The sequence below is a fragment of the Pseudazoarcus sp. NS34 genome (genome assembly GCF_059703725.1).
The window spans coordinates 785630-801325 of sequence record NZ_BAAKIZ010000001.1; the positions used below are offsets into that span (position 1 = coordinate 785630).

A 15696-nucleotide genomic window follows, 5' to 3' on the forward strand; every position below is an offset into this window, starting at 1 on the left:
CCACCGCACTGCTCAGGAAAGCCCGATGCAATCCAATGAAATAAAAGCGATCTTCGACCAGCAAGCCGCCGTCTACGACCAGCGATGGGAGCGCACCGCACCGATTCGTGAGGGGCTGCATTTCCTGCTGGAATCGGTGTTTGCCGACTTGCCGGCCGATACACGGGTGCTGTGCGTAGGGGCCGGCACCGGGGCGGAATTGTTGTATCTGGCCCGCTGTTTTCCGGGCTGGACCTTCACCGCAGTGGAGCCGTCGGGCGCGATGTTGGCAGTATGTCGGGCCAAGGCCGAAGAGGCGGGGATTACGCACCGCTGTGCGTTTCATGAGGGGTATCTGGACTCGCTTGGCGATGCCGAGCCCTTCGATGCGGCAACCTGCTTTCTGGTCTCACAGTTCATTCTGGATCGGAATGCGCGCATCGGACTCTTCAGCGGAATTGCGGCGCGCTTGAAGCCGGGAGGCGTACTTGCCAGCTCTGACCTGTCCGCGGATGTGCGCTCGCCGGAGTACGAGGCGCAGCTAATGATGTGGTGCCGCATGATGTCGGGCGCTGGGATTTCACCCGAAGCGGTGGCGCAGATGCGCGCTGCTTATCAGAAGGATGTAGCCGTGCTGCCACCTTCCGAAACGGCGGCGCTGATTGCGGCGGGCGGCTTTGATGCGCCGGTGCCGTTCTATCAGGCCGGGCTGATCCACGCGTGGTTCGCCACACGTCAAAACTGACGGACTGGTTGGCCCGGATTGAAGCCGGTTTCTCCTGGATCGGCCCCCAGAGCCATTCGCAACAACACCGATCGCAGTCAGCATCGCTCACCCCTCCGTCGGGGCCGCGTGCGGTATTGCCGCTCTGGTATGGCCGTTCGGTGTCAAAGGCGTGATCCGCGTTAATCTGTCGCATGTACTCTTCGCGATCCGCAAAGCGACCCCCCTCTGCCCATGCCTGCTGACCTGACCGCGCTCTACCCGAAACTGATCAATTTGCTGCTGGATACAGTGTTCGTCGTCGATGCGGACAACCGGATCGTGTTCGTCAGCGACACCTGCACGACCTTGCTTGGCTACGACGCCGACGAGATGACCGGCACCCTGATGACCAGCTACATGCACCCGGAAGACCGCGCAAAGACGCTCGCCGCGGCACGCCGCGTCATGGATGGCGAGCCTCACATCGATTTCCGGAACCGCTATGTGCGCAAGGACGGCAGCGTCGTAAACATCCTGTGGGCGGCACGCTGGTCCGAAGAGGAGCGCGTGCGCATCGGCGTCGCCCGGAACGTGACGTCGCTGGTGCAGGCCGAGGCCGAATTGCGGTTCATGGCACACCACGATCCGCTGACGAAGCTGACCAATCGATCACTGTTCTACGACCGCCTCGACACGGCCTTGCGCTCGGCGCGTCGCCGCAAGGGCAGCCTGGCCTTGTTGTTCGTCGACATTGACGGCTTCAAGCGCATCAACGATGTTCATGGCCATGCGGTGGGTGACCGTTTGCTGTGCACCGTGGCACGCCGTCTGGAGCGCTGCGTGCGCGAATCCGATACGGTGGCACGCCTGGGCGGCGACGAGTTTGTCGTGCTGTTGGCGGATATCGATTCGCCTGAAGCGGTGTCCGCCAAGGCGGATCAGATCCGGGAGGTCATGGCCGAGCCGCTGGACGCCGAATTCAGTGATGTCGGGATGCCTTCCTGCAGCATCGGCATGGCCTGCTATCCGGCGGACGGGCCGGATTCGGCAACGCTGATGGCCCATGCCGACGACGCCATGTACCGGATGAAGCGGCGAGATTCGTAGCCCGCACCCAACAAGCGGAGGCCTGCGCATGACATCACTCGAACGATCGTGGGAACGAGCGTGGAGCGCGCTGCAACTGAGCGCTCCCCCCGCGCTGTTCGACGCGCTGATGGCGGCCTATTCCGAACCGCATCGGCGCTATCACACGCTGCAGCACCTGCGAGAGTGCATCGCGCACTTTTCCGACGCCGCCGATCTGGCCGTGCATCCGGGCGAGGTCGAGCTTGCACTGTGGTTTCACGACGCGGTTTACGTCACGCGCAGCAAGGACAATGAGCGCCGCAGCGCGGCATGGGCCGCGCAGGCACTGGCGCAAGCCGGCGCCGACGAGCGCATCAGGCAGCGCGTGGTGGATCTGATCATGGCCACCTGTCACGAGGCGGGGCCGGAAGGCCTCGACCAGCAGTTGCTGGCGGACATCGACCTGGCCATTCTGGGCGCATCGCCCGAGCGTTTTGCAGAATTCGATCAGCAGGTTCGCGCCGAATACCGTTGGGTGCCCGGCGTGCTGTACCGCGTGAAGCGCAAGAAGGTGCTCGCCAGCTTTCTGGCGCGTGAAAGTATCTACAGCACAGACCGCTTCAGGTCGCGATACGAAGCCCAGGCGCGAGCCAATCTGGCCCAATGCATGCCGTGATCCGTCGCGCCTCACTACCGTTTGGGTAGGAGTGGAAGAGCGTGCGACGACGGCGGCAAGTGCGAGCAATCAGTTTCACAAGTCCCGTATATGCGGGGCCGAGTTTGCTGATTTAATGTGTATGGCATTCACTCCTTAGACACCCACGTCCGCCATGAAACCTTCCCTGTCTGCACTGTTCTGCGCTGCGTTGCTCTGCTCCGCAGCGGCCTGCGCCAGCGATGGCTCCAGCTGGCGCGAGCGCCGACAGGCGCCCAAGGAAGGCACTCCGGCGGCTGGCACGCACGAACGCACGCTGCCTTTCGCGGGCGATGCGCGCAACTACGTGCTGCATGTGCCGGCCCGCCTGGACCCGACCCGGCCGGCGCCGCTGGTAGTGGCCATGCATGGAGGCGGCGGACACGCGGCCTATATGGCCGATGACGAACGCTACGGCCTGATCGGCGCGGCCGAGCGCGAAGGCTTTGTGGTGGTGTTTCCCAACGGCTACAGCAAGTTCCGGCGCGGCCGGCTGGCGACGTGGAATGCCGGTGGCTGCTGCGGAGATGCGCGCGATCGCAACAGTGACGACGTGGCTTTTGTGCGGGCCGTGGTGGCCGAAGTGCAGTCGCAACTGAACATCGACCCGGCGCGCATCTTCGCAACGGGCATGTCCAACGGCGGGATGATGGCCTATCGGCTGGCGTGCGAGGCTGCCGACCTGTTCCGGGCGGTGGCGTCGGTGGCCGGCACCGAAGCCATGCAGGAATGCCAGCCATCGCGCGCCGTTCCGGTACTGCACATCCACGCACGCAACGACACGCACGTGTTGTTCAACGGCGGCGCCGGGCAGGACGCGTTTCGCGACGAATCGAAGGTGATGGACTTCGTTTCCGTGCCGGACACCGTGGCGCGCTGGGTCGGGCGCAACCGCTGCGAGGCTCGCCCGGTGCGCGTGTTCGAAACGCCCGGCGCCTATTGCGAGCGCTACAGCGGCTGCCGCGACAACGCGGCGGTGCAGCTGTGTGTGACGGAACAGGGCGGGCATTCCTGGCCCGGCGCGCAGGAGGTACGGCGCGGCAAGGAAGCGGCCTCACAAGCACTCGATGCGAACGACGTGATGTGGGCGTTCTTCGAGTCGGTTTCTGCTCGCTGAGCCCGGCGCGTCGGAGTCTCTATCCCCTGAAGGCAGCGGTACACCGGGCGCTCTGAATGCCGCACGACACTTGTGGAGGTTTCAATGACTGAATCGGCCAAACACCATCTGGAATCCACCTTTCTGCGTCTGCGCCCGGACGTGTCGATCGAGCCCCTGCCGGTGGATGATGGCTTCTGGGGGCGGCTTGCGGGCGGCGCGCTGGGGTCGTTCCGCAACGAGTATCTGGTATCCCGTCACACCTTCAGCGAAGACTGGTCGAGTTGAACGAGAGCGGTGCGTTCGTGCTGGTGCCGCGCGGCACATGGCACACGGCCCGTACCAGCGGCCCGACCACGATGCTGTTCATCACCGCGGGGGAAGGCACGTGTCACCGCCCCGTGTAGAGCGGCGCCCCGACCGGGGCGCCGGGTTCAGGCCTCTTTCCAGGCCTGCGCTGCCGAGGCCTGTTCGATGTACTCCGCGGATCGCCGGTGGGCCGGGCGCTCGTCCAGCCCTTTCCAGTAGGCCTCGAATTCGGGGCGTCGCTCGATGGTTCCGAACTGCATGCCCCAGCCGATGTGCGAGCCGACGTATACGTCGGCAGCGCTGAAGCGATCACCCGCAATGTAGCGGCGTCCGCGCAGCGCGGCGGCGAGCGTATCCATGACTAGCGGGTAGCTGCCATGGCCATAGCGCGCCTGCTGCTCGGGGGTCGGCTGAAAGCCGACATCCTGGAACGAGATTGCCGCTTCAAGCGGGCCGGCGGCGAAGAACAGCCAGCGATAGTAGTCGCCGCGCTCCGCCACGGGCGGCGCCAGCCCGGCTTGCGGGAAGGCGTCAGCGAGGTAGGCGCAGATCGCCGCGCATTCGGTGACGACGGTGTCGCCGTGGCGGATGGCGGGGACCTTGCCCATCGGATTGATGGCGAGGTAATCGGCGCTCTTCATGGCCGGGCCGAATTCGACCTTCTCGATGCGGTACGGCGCGCCGACTTCCTCCAGCATCCAGTGCACGATGCCGCCGCGCGAGAAAGGGTTGGTGTAGAAAACGATTTCCGGGTTCATGCCTTTGTCCTCGGTGTTTGACAGGGTGACCGGAGTATAGGGAGCCCCACTGACAGTTTCTGTCAGCAGGCTTGCGCGCCAGTCTTTGAGCAGCGCATGGCGACGGCGCGGATAGCGCTCGTTGAGGCGCTCAGCCGCCTGAATCCGGTCAGCACGGAAGTGACGGAAGGTTTCGCGCAGTTCGCACCAGGCCACCACGACGCGCGTCGACTCGAAAAACCCGATGGCGAGCGGCCAGATCGTGCGTTCGGAGTGACGACCACGCTCGTCGCGGTAGCGGATGCTCAGGCGTTGCTCGTCGCGGATGGCGTAGCGCAGCACCGAAAGCTCCACGGCCTGTGGTCTGCTCCAGCCGGGGCCGACCATCAGCGGGGACTGGTCGAGCCGATGCCGCAATTCCGCCGGCAATACGGCAGCCAGCTTTGCGAGAGCGTCGGTTGCGGCCCGGCCGAGTTCATCGTCGGCGCGGCGACCAACCCATTTCAGGCCAAGCGCCAGTGCTTCGATCTCGTCATCCGAGAACATCAACGGCGGCAGCGTGAAGCCGGGCCGCATCACATAGCCAAAACCGGGCTCACCCTCGATGTCGGCGCCGATGGCCTGCAACGCGCTGATGTCGCGGTACAGGGTGCGCAGCGACACGCCAAGTTCCTCGGCCAGGCGCTTGCCGCTTACCGGCGCGCGGTGCTGGCGCAGCAGCTGGAGCAGGTCGAGGAGGCGGGTCGATCGGGACATCGCGGCAGCATAGCAAGCGCGCGCCGCTCCGGCGAAATTACCCGCCGGCAGGCGTATCCAGCGCGTCCAGCTGTTTTTCAAGCGCCGCAGCTTCGGCGCTGAGCAGCGAGTAATTCATGATGTCGCCGTTGCGCTGGTACTGCATGGCCTGCTCAAGCTTCTGCTGATATTGCTGCTGCAGGGCTTTGCGGGGGTCTTTCCTGAACAGTCCGAACATGTGTGCTCCGAAGCAGCCGCCTGACGGGGTTGGCCTTCCGGGGCGGCTCCGGGCAGGCGCAGTTAGGACTGGCAAGCCGGCGCTTGGTTCGCCCGCCTGAGCACGGAGCAATGCCGGCCACGGTTGCAGGCAGCGGGACAGATCCTGATGTCAGGAGCCCTGTGAGTTGGTTGGCATGATGAGCATCTGGCGCAGCGCATGAAATCAACACACAATGAATCCAGCACATGCGCATACCACTACCGCCCTGCACGTTTCGAGCGCCTGACAGGCGACCTCGACGGACGTTACGCCCGTGCTGACCCTGCTGCGCGTGAGCTGCATCACTCGCCTCAAATATGACCTTGGCAAGCCACTGAACGGAGGCTCAACCGTGTTGCGATCACGCACCGGCCTGCTCGCAGGCGCTTACATGCTGGGCCTGCTTTCTGTAGGCATCCCGTTCTGGCTCACCCCCTACAGCAAGGTGACCGTACCCGACAGCCTGCTCGGCGTCGGCGTGGTTGTGGTCTTTGTTCTCTCGTTCCTGCTTCGCTTCAGTGGCACCGCCTCGTTTGCCAGAAGCCTGAACGTGATGGCGATGACGCTGCCAGCCGCCCTGATGCTGCGAGTCATCGTGGAAGGGCTGATGGACCCGACGAAGCACAATCTTTGGCCCCTGGTGCTCGTGATTACTGTGGTGATGGGCTATCTGACCGCCCTGCCCGGCGCCGCCCTGGCGCATCTGCTGCGCTGGCTGCGTCGCGGTGATCAACGGGATGTCAGATGAATTGTGCCGTATGCCTGCAGTCTGACGATCTCAGGTATCGTGCGGTTTTTCGTAGCATGCGAATGCCACCATGTATGGCGCTTTCAACCAGATTCATCTGACCGACGGAGACAGAACGTGAGCAGAATCATCCTGATTGTGGTGGCATTTTTTGTGTTGGGCGGGTGCACCGGCAAGCCGCTGGTGAACGTGAGCAACGACAGTGTGCCGACCTCGGCCAGCGGCAAGCGGCTCACCCAAGGCGACGTCGAGAAGGCCATTCTGAACGCGTCGAAGCGACTCGGTTGGAGCACGCGGGTGGTCCGGCCGGGGCTGATCGAGGCCAGTCTGTCGCTGCGCTCACACCACGCCGTCATCGAGATCCCCTATTCGGCCACGGCCTACAGCCTCGAGTATCACAGCAGCCAGAATCTCGACTACCGGGACGGCAGGATCCACCGCAGCTACAACCGTTGGATCGCAAACCTGCGCAGCGGTATCCAGAGTGACCTGAACCTGCTGCGCAACTGACGCGCGGAAGGGCCGACACGCGCAGCCGCGTCGGCCCCTAGGTCGGCCTGTAGGCGGCCCGGCAGCGGCGATTCTTCGCCCTCCATCAACCGCCGCTGAGCGCCTGCACGATCACTACCTCGTCACTTTCGGCCAGGCAACGAGACAGATCGAACTCCGACATGCCGTTGACGAATATCCGCATGTGCGGACGCGCACGGCCTTGCTCATTCACCACGCGAAAGCGGATGCCGGGGTAGCGGCGGTCGAGGTCGTCGAGCACGGCATCAAGCGTGTCACCCTCGGCTTCGACCATCGCGGCGCCGGTGTAGGAATGCAGCGGGGTGGGAATGAGCACCTTCATCGTGCCACCCTCAGGCCACTTCGGCCGTTTCGACCGCATAGATCTCGGGCAGGTTGCGCGCGATGCACTGCCACTCCGAGCCTTCGTCCGTGCTCACCCACAGCTCTCCACCGGTGGTGCCGAAATACAGCCCGACCGGATCGCAGGCGTCAGCGCACATCGCCTGCCGTTTGACCGTCCACCACGCCTGCTTGCGCGGCATGCCGCGATCCTGCCGCTGCCAGTTTTTGCCTCCGTTGCGGGTGCGGTACACGGCCGGTTTGCCGTCAGGGCTGGTGCGCGGCCACACCGTCTGGCCATCCATCGGCAGCACCCAGGCGGTGTCCTGGTCGCGCGGATGCAGCACCATCGGAAAGCCGATGTCGCCCACGCTGGCCGGCATGCTGCGACCAATGCGCTCCCAGCGTGAGGACGGCCGGTCGAGCCGGTAGATGCCACAGTGGTTCTGCTGGTAAAGCCGATCGGGGTTGGTGGGGCACATGCGCACGCAGTGCGGGTCGTGAAAGGTGGGATCGGACTTGTCGAAACCTTCCACCACTTCGAGGCCGTCGAGTAGCGGCGCGAACGTCTCGCCGCCGTCGGTCGATTCATGCACACCGCCACCGGACATCGCGAAGTACAGGTGCTTCGGGTCACGCGGATCGACGATCACCGAGTGCAGCTTGGGGCCGTCCGGTGTGCCGTCCTGCGCCGTGCCCATCCATTTGCGGTATTCCGGGTCGTCATTGATGCACGAGAACGGATGCCAGGTGTCGCCGCCGTCTTCCGAGCGGAACAGCCCCTGCGGTGACGTGCCGGCGTACCACACGTCAGGCTCGTTGGCGTGACAGGGGGTAAGCCAGAAGGTCTGGCCGACGGCGCGCCCTGAGCCGTCCGAGGCCTTTGCGAATGCGGGCGGACGTTTTGCCTCGGTCCAGGTCGCGCCGAGATCCGTCGAGCGGAAAATGGTTGGGCCGAGGTGGCCGGTACTGGCGGCGGCCAGCAAGGTACGTCCGTCGCGCGGATCGAGCACGAGATGGTTGATGATGTGGCCGAGAAAATGCGGCCCGTCGATGCGCCAGCGCGTACGCGTGTGGTTGCCGTGAAAGATCCAGGCGCCCTTGCGGGTGGCTAGCAGCACGATGGTGGTGGGTCGGCGTGTCGTCACGATGTACTCCCTTCGGCAAAGGCGCGGCCGGAATGGCCTGTCCATGCTTTGTAGTCGATTTGGGATGACCGATTTCGACATCTGCCCACAACAAGATTGCGGCCGGTCATCGTGAGGCCGCCCCCAGAACGGAGGGCTGGTGATGCAAAACTACAAAGACATCGAAGAGAAGCTTGAGGAGAACGGCGATAGCCCGGAGCCCCTCTGGTGGACTGGCGGACGCGGGGAGCCCTTCACACCACAAGTACACACGCGGGAAGCTTGAGGTTTTCCCGCTGGCGGCGGGGGCAGGTCACGCCTACTCTTCCTTTGGACTGTTCCGGCGTGCCGGCAAACTGGAAGGAGACAGACGTGCAGAAGATGAAATGGTCAGCATGGAGTATCGGACTGGCAATCATGGCGAGCGCCGCTGCCGCAAACGCGAGCACGGTCACGGTGACGCCGCTGGGCAGTCATGACGGCGAGTTCTGCGCCATGGACCGCGCCCTCGTGTTCGAGGACCCGGACGGTACGCGCATTCTCTATGATGCCGGCCGCACGGTGCGCGGGCCGGATGATCCGCGTCTGGGGCGCATCGATGTCGTCCTGCTCAGCCACGTGCATGGCGACCACCTCGGCGACAGCATCCAGCCGGAAGCCAATGCCGGCACCTGCGGCAAGCCGGACGTTTCGGTGAAGGTCACGCCGAACTCCAACAGCGTGAATATCGTCGTCGGCACGAAGGCGCGCTTCATCGTCGGCGGCGAAATGCCGGCCTTTTTCCAGAACAAGATTGCCGCAGCCGGCGGCGAGCGCTCTCAGGTGCAGCTGGTGCGATTCGGCGGCTCGACCAAGGTTGGCGGGGTGGACATCGCCAGCGTGCCGGCGGTGCATAGCAACGGACTCGCGCCGATGTTCATGGGCACCGAGTACGCCAAGATGCTCTCCGAGGTCGGCTTGACCGCCTACGTCGGCCCGCCGGGCGGCTACGTGCTGACCTTCAGCAACGGGCTGGTCGTGTATCTGTCTGGGGACACCGGCATCACCGCCGAGCAGGACCTGGTGGTGCGCGGGCATTACGGCGCGAAGCTGGCGGTGCTCAACATCGGCGGCACCTTCACGACCGGCCCGCGCGAGGCTGCTTACGTCATCAACGAGCTGGTCAAACCGGCGGCTGTTCTTGCCTCGCATGCCAACGAGGTCGCCACCGAAGGCGGCAAGCTGCTGCCGAACACCAAAACCGAAGCCTTCATCAAGGCGGTGAACGTGCCGGTGCATTTGCCACTTTCCGGCCGCAGCATGGCTTTCGACGGCGCAGCAAAATGCGTCAACGGCTGCTGAAATTGCCCATCCAGGCGTGACAACGGGGGGCGGATTTCCGCCCCCCGTTGCTTTTGCGCCGAACGCCGCAGGTCAGGCCGCGTGTGCGTCCAGGGCGATGTCGACCATCAGCTCGTTGCCAACGCTCTCCAGCGTGCTGCGCAGCGCCTCGTCCGCCAGCGCGGTCGGCACAACCAGTTGCGCGTGCACCTTGAAGACATGAGGCTCGTTGTCCTTGCCGACGATCTCTGTGTCGAGGTTCTCGATGCTCACGCCACGCTCGGCCAAGGCCGTGGACAGGCGACGAACGATGCCGGGACGATCAGGCCCCGCGAGTTCAAGGCGCACCACCCGTCGCCCGGCCGGAACCGCGCGCGCGTCGCTGCGCGCGATGGTGATCTGCAAGCCGTCGTCTTCCAGCTTGCGCAGCGCAGCCATTACGGTTTCGGCGTCATCCGGCGCAACCTGCAGGTGCACCATGCCGGCAAACTGCCCGGCCACGCTGGTCATGTGACTGTCGGCCCAGTTCACGGCTGCCGCCTGTGCGCAGTCCGACACCTTGCGCACGATGCCCGGCTTGTCCGGCCCGACCACACTAACCACCAGCGACGTCGTCAGCGGGTGATCCTGTTCGATCAGCTTGACCGTACGCTTGATCAGCGGCGCGCGCGTGGCAAAGCGCTCGTCCTGCTGCTCCGCCGGCAGCGTGCCGTGCTCGGCAGCGTGTTTGACGACCTGCCGGATGAGCTTGAGGCCAAGCGGGGCGAGCGCGCGCTCCCACAGCTCACGCGGGCCTTCACCCTTCTCGACGAAGCACCAGTCCTGCGCGGCGATGGCGCCCGCGTCCCAGCCGTCGTCGAGGTGGTAGATCGAACCGCCGGCGATCGGATCCCCTTCGAGCAGCGTCCATTCCACCGCCGCGATGCCGCGATGCCGCGGCAGCAGAGAAGGGTGATAGCCGATGGCGCCGATCTTCGCGCGTGCCAGCGCTTCCTTGGTGACGAAGGCGTGAGTGTGAGCGGCGACGATGAGATCGCAGTCTTCCTGCAGATCGCTGCCGGGGACCGTTCGCGGGCTCGCCAGAATCGACAGGGGGATGCCCGCATTGGTAGCCGCCACGGCCAGTCGGTCGTCAGCGGCGGGGGCGACCACGCGCACCACTTGCATGCCGTCTTCAAGCAGGTTGGCGAGAACGGCGGCGCCAAAATAGCGCGAACCGATGACGGTACACTTCATGCAGATCTCCTGTTCCGATTGCGCCCCGAAGCAAGCTGCGGGACATTCACCTTGCGCGCGACACGACGAACGCGTCGCTTCGAGGGGCGATGTTACCGCGTTCGTCGCTGCCGTTTATCTCCGGCTTTCTGAGCTGGTTCGCATTTAACATGACGGTCCGTCCGGCCGGCGCAGCTGCGCCAGCCGCGTCAGTGAAAGCTCGACCCAGGGAGAAGAGGATGTTCCGCAATTGGATGTGTTCGCTGCTCATCACGCTCGCCCCGACGCTTGCGAGCGCAAGCCAGTGGCAGCAGCACTCAGGGATCGCCGCGTTGTTCGCGCAGGCCGACGTAAAGGGAACGTTCGTTGTGGCAATGCCCGACGGCACGCTGCTTGGACACGACGAGGCGCGAGCAAACACGCGCTTTGTGCCGGCATCGAGCTTCAAGATCGCCAACGCCCTGATCGGGCTCGCGCGCAACACGGTACGCGATGTTGACGAAGTCCTGCCGTGGGGTGGCAGGCCGCAACCCTTCCCGCAATGGGAGCGCGACATGGGCTTGCGAGAGGCCTTTCCGATGTCGAACGTGCCGGTGTTCCAGGAACTCGCCCGCCGCACCGGCCTGGAGACCTATCGCAAGGATCTGGCACGGCTGGGCTACGGCAACGCTGAAGTCGGACAGCGCGTAGACCGCTTCTGGCTGGATGGGCCGCTGGCCATCAGCGCGGTCGAGCAGGTGGATTTCCTCTCCCGCCTGGCCGCCGGCGGGCTGCCCTACGCGCCCGGTGCGCAACGCAGCGTGCGGGTAATCGCGCGCATGGACTCGGGGCCGGGCTGGGGCTTGTATGGCAAGACCGGCTGGCAGAACGCGCCGGATCCGGGGGTTGGCTGGTGGGTCGGCTGGGTCGAGTGCGGTCAGCGCATTCACGCCTTCGCGCTCAATATCGACATGCGCTCAGCGGACGACGCCGCGTTGCGTCTGCTGTTGGGGCGAGAAAGCCTGGCACTGGCGGGCGTACTGCCATGCCGTTGATTGGAGGGGCGTCCGTTGTATCGGCGCTTCCCGAGCACCCCACCGGGCACGCGCTCTAGCGGGCGCCGAAAACCTTCTTCAACAGTTCGGTGCTGCGTGCCATCGGATTCTGGCGGATCGCGCGCTCTTCGTCGGCCAGTTTCACGAACAGGCCATCCAGCGTTTCGTTCGTCACATAACCGTCCAGATCGGCGGAGTCGCCCAACAGGCTGGCGGCTGGACCGGCACGGCTGACGACGTTCTTCCAGGCGTTGGTCACGCCGGCGCGCGCAGTCGCCTGTTGCACGATCGGCAACATGGCGGCAGCAAGGTTGTCCCAGGTTTTCTCACGGAAGTACTGCGTGGCCGCGTCATCCGGACCGTTGATGAGCTTCTGCGCGTCGGCAATGCTCATGGCGCGGATCGCATCGCCGACGATGCCGGCGCCTTTCGGCACGGCAGACTCGGCTGCACCATTAACGGTAGCGATGAAGTCATCCACCGCCTTGCCCTGACCAAGCGTGCGCAAGGTCTTTTCAGCGCGCTCGAGCGTGGAAGGCAGTGGAATGCGCACGGCCGGATCGTCGAGATAACCGCCGGGCCGGGCCAGCCCCTTGATGGCGCGCTCGACGCCAACCGCCAGCGCCTCCTTGAGGCCCCCCGTCATCTCCGCCTCCGTCAGCGCTGCTGCGCTTCCAGTGCCGGACGAGTTGATGATCTTCTGGAGCATGCCGCCCCAGTCGGTGGCGTGGGCGCTACCCACCACGGTAGAGAGGGCGATGGCAGTACAGAAGCGGCGGCGTTTCAATGTGGTTCTCCGCGGGTGGTCGTAGCGGAGATACTACTCCAGCACGTTGAGCCGACTGGCGTCGATGAGCGGCATCGGCAAGCTGACCAGGTGTGTCCACTCGCGCAGGGACACCAGTGAGTCGGAGAGGATTTCCTGCATCTGGCCGGCTTCCAGTTCCAGAATGGCCGCCCGCAGGCGGGCCATTGCAAGGTGATCGCTACTGCCGCCAAGATCCAGCACGTGGGCACTCAGACTGCGTGCAAGACGCAGGGCGCAGGTCAGCAGGTACGGCGTCGAGCCGGGTGCAAAGCCGCCGCCTTCGGGGTCGCGTTGCCAGTAGATGATGTCGGCCGTGGAGGTCGGCAACTGCCAATCGACCAGCAGCACGGCGGACAGCTCGTGATGGTCGAAACCGAACACCTCGCGCTCCAGCGGCTCAAGCTCCGACCGCGAGGTGCGCGCGAACGACAGCAAACGCGCGTATTCCTCAGGCTCGGCGGTGGCAAAGGCGAGCATGCCGATGTTCGACAGCAGGCCCAGCGAGAAGGTGTCGTCGGCGGACTGGTTGTGTGCGGCCAGCGCAAACGCATCGGTAAGGATGCCGGTGTGCAGCGAAGCCACCCAAAAATGATGGTAGTTGAAACCTTCGCAGCGCAGCTTGGCCGACTGGGAGATCAACGACAGCACGAGCGCATGACTGCGGATGGCATTCAGGCCCAGCCGCTGGACCGCGGTCTGGACGTTGGCCGTGCCACGCATGGCGTGAAAACGCGCGGCGGAAGCGGCGCGCAGCACGAAGCCGGTGAGTGCAGGGTCTGTCTTTACAACGTTGACGATGTCCTCGAGCGAGGAGTCGGGATCACGAGCCATTTCCACGATCCGCAACGCGGTGCCCTGGGGGCTGGGTAGTGCGTCGGCCGAAACGAGAAAGCTCCGGATGTCGCGGACGACCTCATGTTGCGGGCGGGACTTGGCAACCTGGTTCATGGGGACATACCCTCAGCCAGCGGTTGGTAATCGTCGAGCACGTTGGCAACCAGGCGGTCCATCAACGGCTCGTCGTCGATCATCAGTGCTTCGTTCCGTTCGAACTTGCGCGCCAGTTCGCTGCGCGTCAGCGCAACGGCCCGCACACCTTGTCGGTTGGCGAACAGGAACATGGTACGCGCCGGGCTGACCCAGGTCAGCCTGACGGCGCGCCGGAGCCCGGCCTCCAACAGCAATTCCACCCAGTCACCGCGCTTGAGTTCGTCCAGCCCGTCATCGGCCAGGAATTCCTCTTGCGCCGTCGGCAAGGAAGCCGGCTGCCAAGAACTGCTAACGGCAATCTGCATGCCATTCTTTACCGCATTTGCATGAAGCTTGACCAGGTCCGAGAAGAAATCGCTACGCTCGGTCTCCGGCATGCCACAGCTATCCAGCCCCTGCTTGAGCCGCGAGATCAGCCCCGGCAACAGCCCGACCAGCCGCTGCCGCTCTTCCGCCGAGGTCTTGGGCCGGATGCTCCACACCAGATCGTCCATGGTCGATACGGCTTCGACCCAGCGGTCGCCGCTCTCTCCGCCTTCGCGCGCAGCATCGGCCAGCACGGCCGTCCAGCGCACGTCGAGCAGTACGCGGATGACTTCAGGAACCGTCTGATCTGAAAGGTGATGAGCCACCGTACCGATAGCGACACTGCGAGCAATTTCGGCAACCTCGCGCTCGGTCAGTTTGTCGGTGAGGGTGACCGCACGCTCGTCGGCCAGGCGCTCCTGCTCATCCAGAAAGGCTTCGAGAGCCGCCAGGCCGGTAACAAATGCCGCGGCGTCGTTACCACCACTGTCCTGGATGCGCTGCACCAGCGGCTCGGCGATCAGGTAGAGACTGGAGTCGTTGGTGAACTCTCCGTCCCAGGTGGAAGCCGACTGCGCCATGGTGTTGATCAAACGGCGAGCCGGATGTTGGCGATCCGAGAAGAACTCGTGGTCGGACAGCGCGAGCTTCAGAACCGGCAACTGCAGGCGCCCGATCAAGGCCTTCATCAGGGTCGGTACGCGGTCGTCGTCGAAGATGAAATCGAACAAAGTCGCAACGATGTCGATGATGATGCCGTCGAGCGTCCCGACCTGACGGTTGAGACCGGCGTCGAGCAGTACGCGAACGACGTTGACCGAATCGGTCGCAGACGGATCAATGCTGAATTGCTGCCCGCCCAGCTGAAAGCCGCCCTGGCCTTTCTGCAAGCGCGACAGCGCGTCAATGACAGCGTCGTTGGCGGCCTCGTGCCGGAAAGATGCACCAACCGAAGAACCCTCCTGACCCACAAGGCGGCGCAACATGCCGGCCGCTTCGGGGGAGCGCTGCGAGCGCGTCTGCTCCGGGCGGCCGCCGCGGCGCACGCTCGGACGCACACGCGGCAACACCTTGCGATCCACCAGATGCTTCTGGATTGCACGATAGGCGGCAGGCAGTTCCCCGGCCATGCGCGTGGTCACCATTTCAAGCAAGGTCTGGCGTGCCTGAAGCCCGCAATCGAGCGACCAGCAGGCTTCCTTCAGTGCCTCAGCGATCAGTTCGGGGCCAAGCGGATTGCGCCCTTCCTCGATTTCGCCTTCGACACCCAGCAGAACCGCGATGCGCGGCATCAACTCGCGCAGCTCGTTCTCGCAGGCGTTGTGCAGCTGGCGGGCGCGGGTGCCGATGACGAGCGATTCAGAAAACACTACGTCGTCGACCAGCGACAGCACGACATCGGTGAAGTGTTGAGCACGGTAGTTGCGCTCCTCGCTGCGCGGGCGGCTTGCGTTCTGGCTCATCAAGCGTTCGAGCGCAGTTGCAAACTCCTGCGGCAGCGCATCGCCCGACTGGAGCAACACCCGTCGCAACTCGGCGAATTTGTCGGACTCCGACGCTTCGTAGGTTTGCCGGCACAGCGTGTCGATTTCGATCGTCAGCGTCTGATGCTGCATCGCCATGGCGGCGTTGGCATGCCGGCGCAGAATGCGACCGCACTCGGCCATCACGCCAGCATAGGGGGTGCTGCGGACGGCCTGTCGGTCGGGCATT

General features: G+C 64.6%; 17 protein-coding genes. 9 read left to right on the plus strand and 8 right to left on the minus strand.

What is annotated here, in order from left to right:
• Positions 1 to 25 precede the first annotated feature (25 nt).
• The 5 genes from AC6H0N_RS03745 to AC6H0N_RS03765 all read left to right on the plus strand — a co-directional run bounded on the left by AC6H0N_RS03745 (position 26) and on the right by AC6H0N_RS03765 (position 3831).
• Complete coding sequence (locus AC6H0N_RS03745; RefSeq protein ID WP_497572715.1) at positions 26 to 724, plus strand: class I SAM-dependent methyltransferase; 699 nt, start codon at positions 26 to 28, stop codon at positions 722 to 724.
• A gap of 213 nt (positions 725 to 937) precedes the next feature.
• Positions 938 to 1792 (plus strand): diguanylate cyclase domain-containing protein, encoded by an 855-nt coding sequence (locus AC6H0N_RS03750; RefSeq protein ID WP_497572716.1) that lies wholly within the window; start codon positions 938 to 940, stop codon positions 1790 to 1792.
• A gap of 28 nt (positions 1793 to 1820) precedes the next feature.
• Positions 1821 to 2429 carry an HD domain-containing protein gene (locus AC6H0N_RS03755; RefSeq protein WP_497572717.1) on the plus strand — a complete coding sequence of 203 codons (609 nt, stop codon included), beginning with the start codon at positions 1821 to 1823 and terminating at the stop codon, positions 2427 to 2429.
• 154 nt (positions 2430 to 2583) lie between these two features.
• Complete coding sequence (locus AC6H0N_RS03760; protein WP_497572718.1) at positions 2584 to 3564, plus strand: extracellular catalytic domain type 1 short-chain-length polyhydroxyalkanoate depolymerase; 981 nt, start codon at positions 2584 to 2586, stop codon at positions 3562 to 3564.
• Between the two features lie 84 nt (positions 3565 to 3648).
• Complete coding sequence (locus tag AC6H0N_RS03765; protein ID WP_497572719.1) at positions 3649 to 3831, plus strand: hypothetical protein; 183 nt, start codon at positions 3649 to 3651, stop codon at positions 3829 to 3831.
• A 146-nt stretch (positions 3832 to 3977) separates the two neighbouring features.
• On the opposite strand, the gene AC6H0N_RS03770 is transcribed toward AC6H0N_RS03765, so the two are convergent.
• Both AC6H0N_RS03770 and AC6H0N_RS03775 read right to left on the minus strand, forming a co-directional pair.
• Positions 3978 to 5345, minus strand: a complete 1368-nt coding sequence (locus AC6H0N_RS03770; RefSeq protein WP_497572720.1) for an HTH domain-containing protein — start codon at positions 5343 to 5345, stop codon at positions 3978 to 3980.
• Positions 5346 to 5382: 37 nt separating this feature from the next.
• Positions 5383 to 5562: a DUF6435 family protein gene (locus AC6H0N_RS03775; protein ID WP_497572721.1), complete on the minus strand. Its 180-nt coding sequence runs from the start codon at positions 5560 to 5562 to the stop codon at positions 5383 to 5385.
• Positions 5563 to 5857: 295 nt separating this feature from the next.
• Here AC6H0N_RS03775 and AC6H0N_RS03780 point away from each other — a divergent pair, with 295 nt between their 5' ends.
• Together AC6H0N_RS03780 and AC6H0N_RS03785 are read left to right on the plus strand one after the other, a co-directional pair.
• Positions 5858 to 6331, plus strand: a complete 474-nt coding sequence (locus AC6H0N_RS03780) for a hypothetical protein (RefSeq protein WP_497572722.1) — start codon at positions 5858 to 5860, stop codon at positions 6329 to 6331.
• Between the two features lie 117 nt (positions 6332 to 6448).
• Positions 6449 to 6841, plus strand: a complete 393-nt coding sequence (locus AC6H0N_RS03785) for a hypothetical protein (RefSeq protein WP_497572723.1) — start codon at positions 6449 to 6451, stop codon at positions 6839 to 6841.
• An 85-nt stretch (positions 6842 to 6926) separates the two neighbouring features.
• On the opposite strand, the gene AC6H0N_RS03790 is transcribed toward AC6H0N_RS03785, so the two are convergent.
• Both AC6H0N_RS03790 and AC6H0N_RS03795 read right to left on the minus strand, forming a co-directional pair.
• The gene (locus AC6H0N_RS03790) at positions 6927 to 7184 is read right to left on the minus strand and encodes a MoaD/ThiS family protein (RefSeq protein ID WP_497572724.1); all 258 of its coding nucleotides are present in this window, start codon (positions 7182 to 7184) and stop codon (positions 6927 to 6929) included.
• 10 nt (positions 7185 to 7194) lie between these two features.
• Entirely contained in the window at positions 7195 to 8331 is a 1137-nt protein-coding gene (locus tag AC6H0N_RS03795; RefSeq protein ID WP_497572725.1) for a glycosyl hydrolase, read from the minus strand.
• Between the two features lie 360 nt (positions 8332 to 8691).
• Between AC6H0N_RS03795 and AC6H0N_RS03800 the strand changes: the two genes are divergently transcribed.
• Positions 8692 to 9651 carry an MBL fold metallo-hydrolase gene (locus AC6H0N_RS03800; RefSeq protein WP_497573241.1) on the plus strand — a complete coding sequence of 320 codons (960 nt, stop codon included), beginning with the start codon at positions 8692 to 8694 and terminating at the stop codon, positions 9649 to 9651.
• Between the two features lie 72 nt (positions 9652 to 9723).
• Here the strand turns inward: AC6H0N_RS03800 and AC6H0N_RS03805 are convergent, their stop codons facing one another.
• Positions 9724 to 10866: a formyltransferase family protein gene (locus tag AC6H0N_RS03805; protein ID WP_497572726.1), complete on the minus strand. Its 1143-nt coding sequence runs from the start codon at positions 10864 to 10866 to the stop codon at positions 9724 to 9726.
• Positions 10867 to 11099: 233 nt separating this feature from the next.
• On the opposite strand from AC6H0N_RS03805, the gene blaOXA reads away from it, so the two are divergent.
• The gene (blaOXA, locus tag AC6H0N_RS03810; RefSeq protein WP_497573242.1) at positions 11100 to 11879 is read left to right on the plus strand and encodes a class D beta-lactamase; all 780 of its coding nucleotides are present in this window, start codon (positions 11100 to 11102) and stop codon (positions 11877 to 11879) included.
• Positions 11880 to 11934: 55 nt separating this feature from the next.
• Here the strand turns inward: blaOXA and AC6H0N_RS03815 are convergent, their stop codons facing one another.
• From AC6H0N_RS03815 to AC6H0N_RS03825, 3 genes are read right to left on the minus strand one after another with little or no spacing between them, the layout of a single operon-like run.
• Positions 11935 to 12666, minus strand: a complete 732-nt coding sequence (locus AC6H0N_RS03815) for a DUF4197 domain-containing protein (RefSeq protein ID WP_497572727.1) — start codon at positions 12664 to 12666, stop codon at positions 11935 to 11937.
• Positions 12667 to 12699: 33 nt separating this feature from the next.
• On the minus strand, positions 12700 to 13635 hold the full coding sequence (locus tag AC6H0N_RS03820; RefSeq protein ID WP_497572728.1) for an HDOD domain-containing protein: 936 nt from the start codon (positions 13633 to 13635) through the stop codon (positions 12700 to 12702).
• Positions 13632 to 15695, minus strand: coding sequence for a DUF1631 family protein (locus AC6H0N_RS03825; protein ID WP_497572729.1), 2064 nt, complete (start codon positions 15693 to 15695; stop codon positions 13632 to 13634). Before AC6H0N_RS03825 ends, AC6H0N_RS03820 begins: the two co-directional genes overlap by 4 nt.
• Position 15696 lies beyond the last annotated feature (1 nt).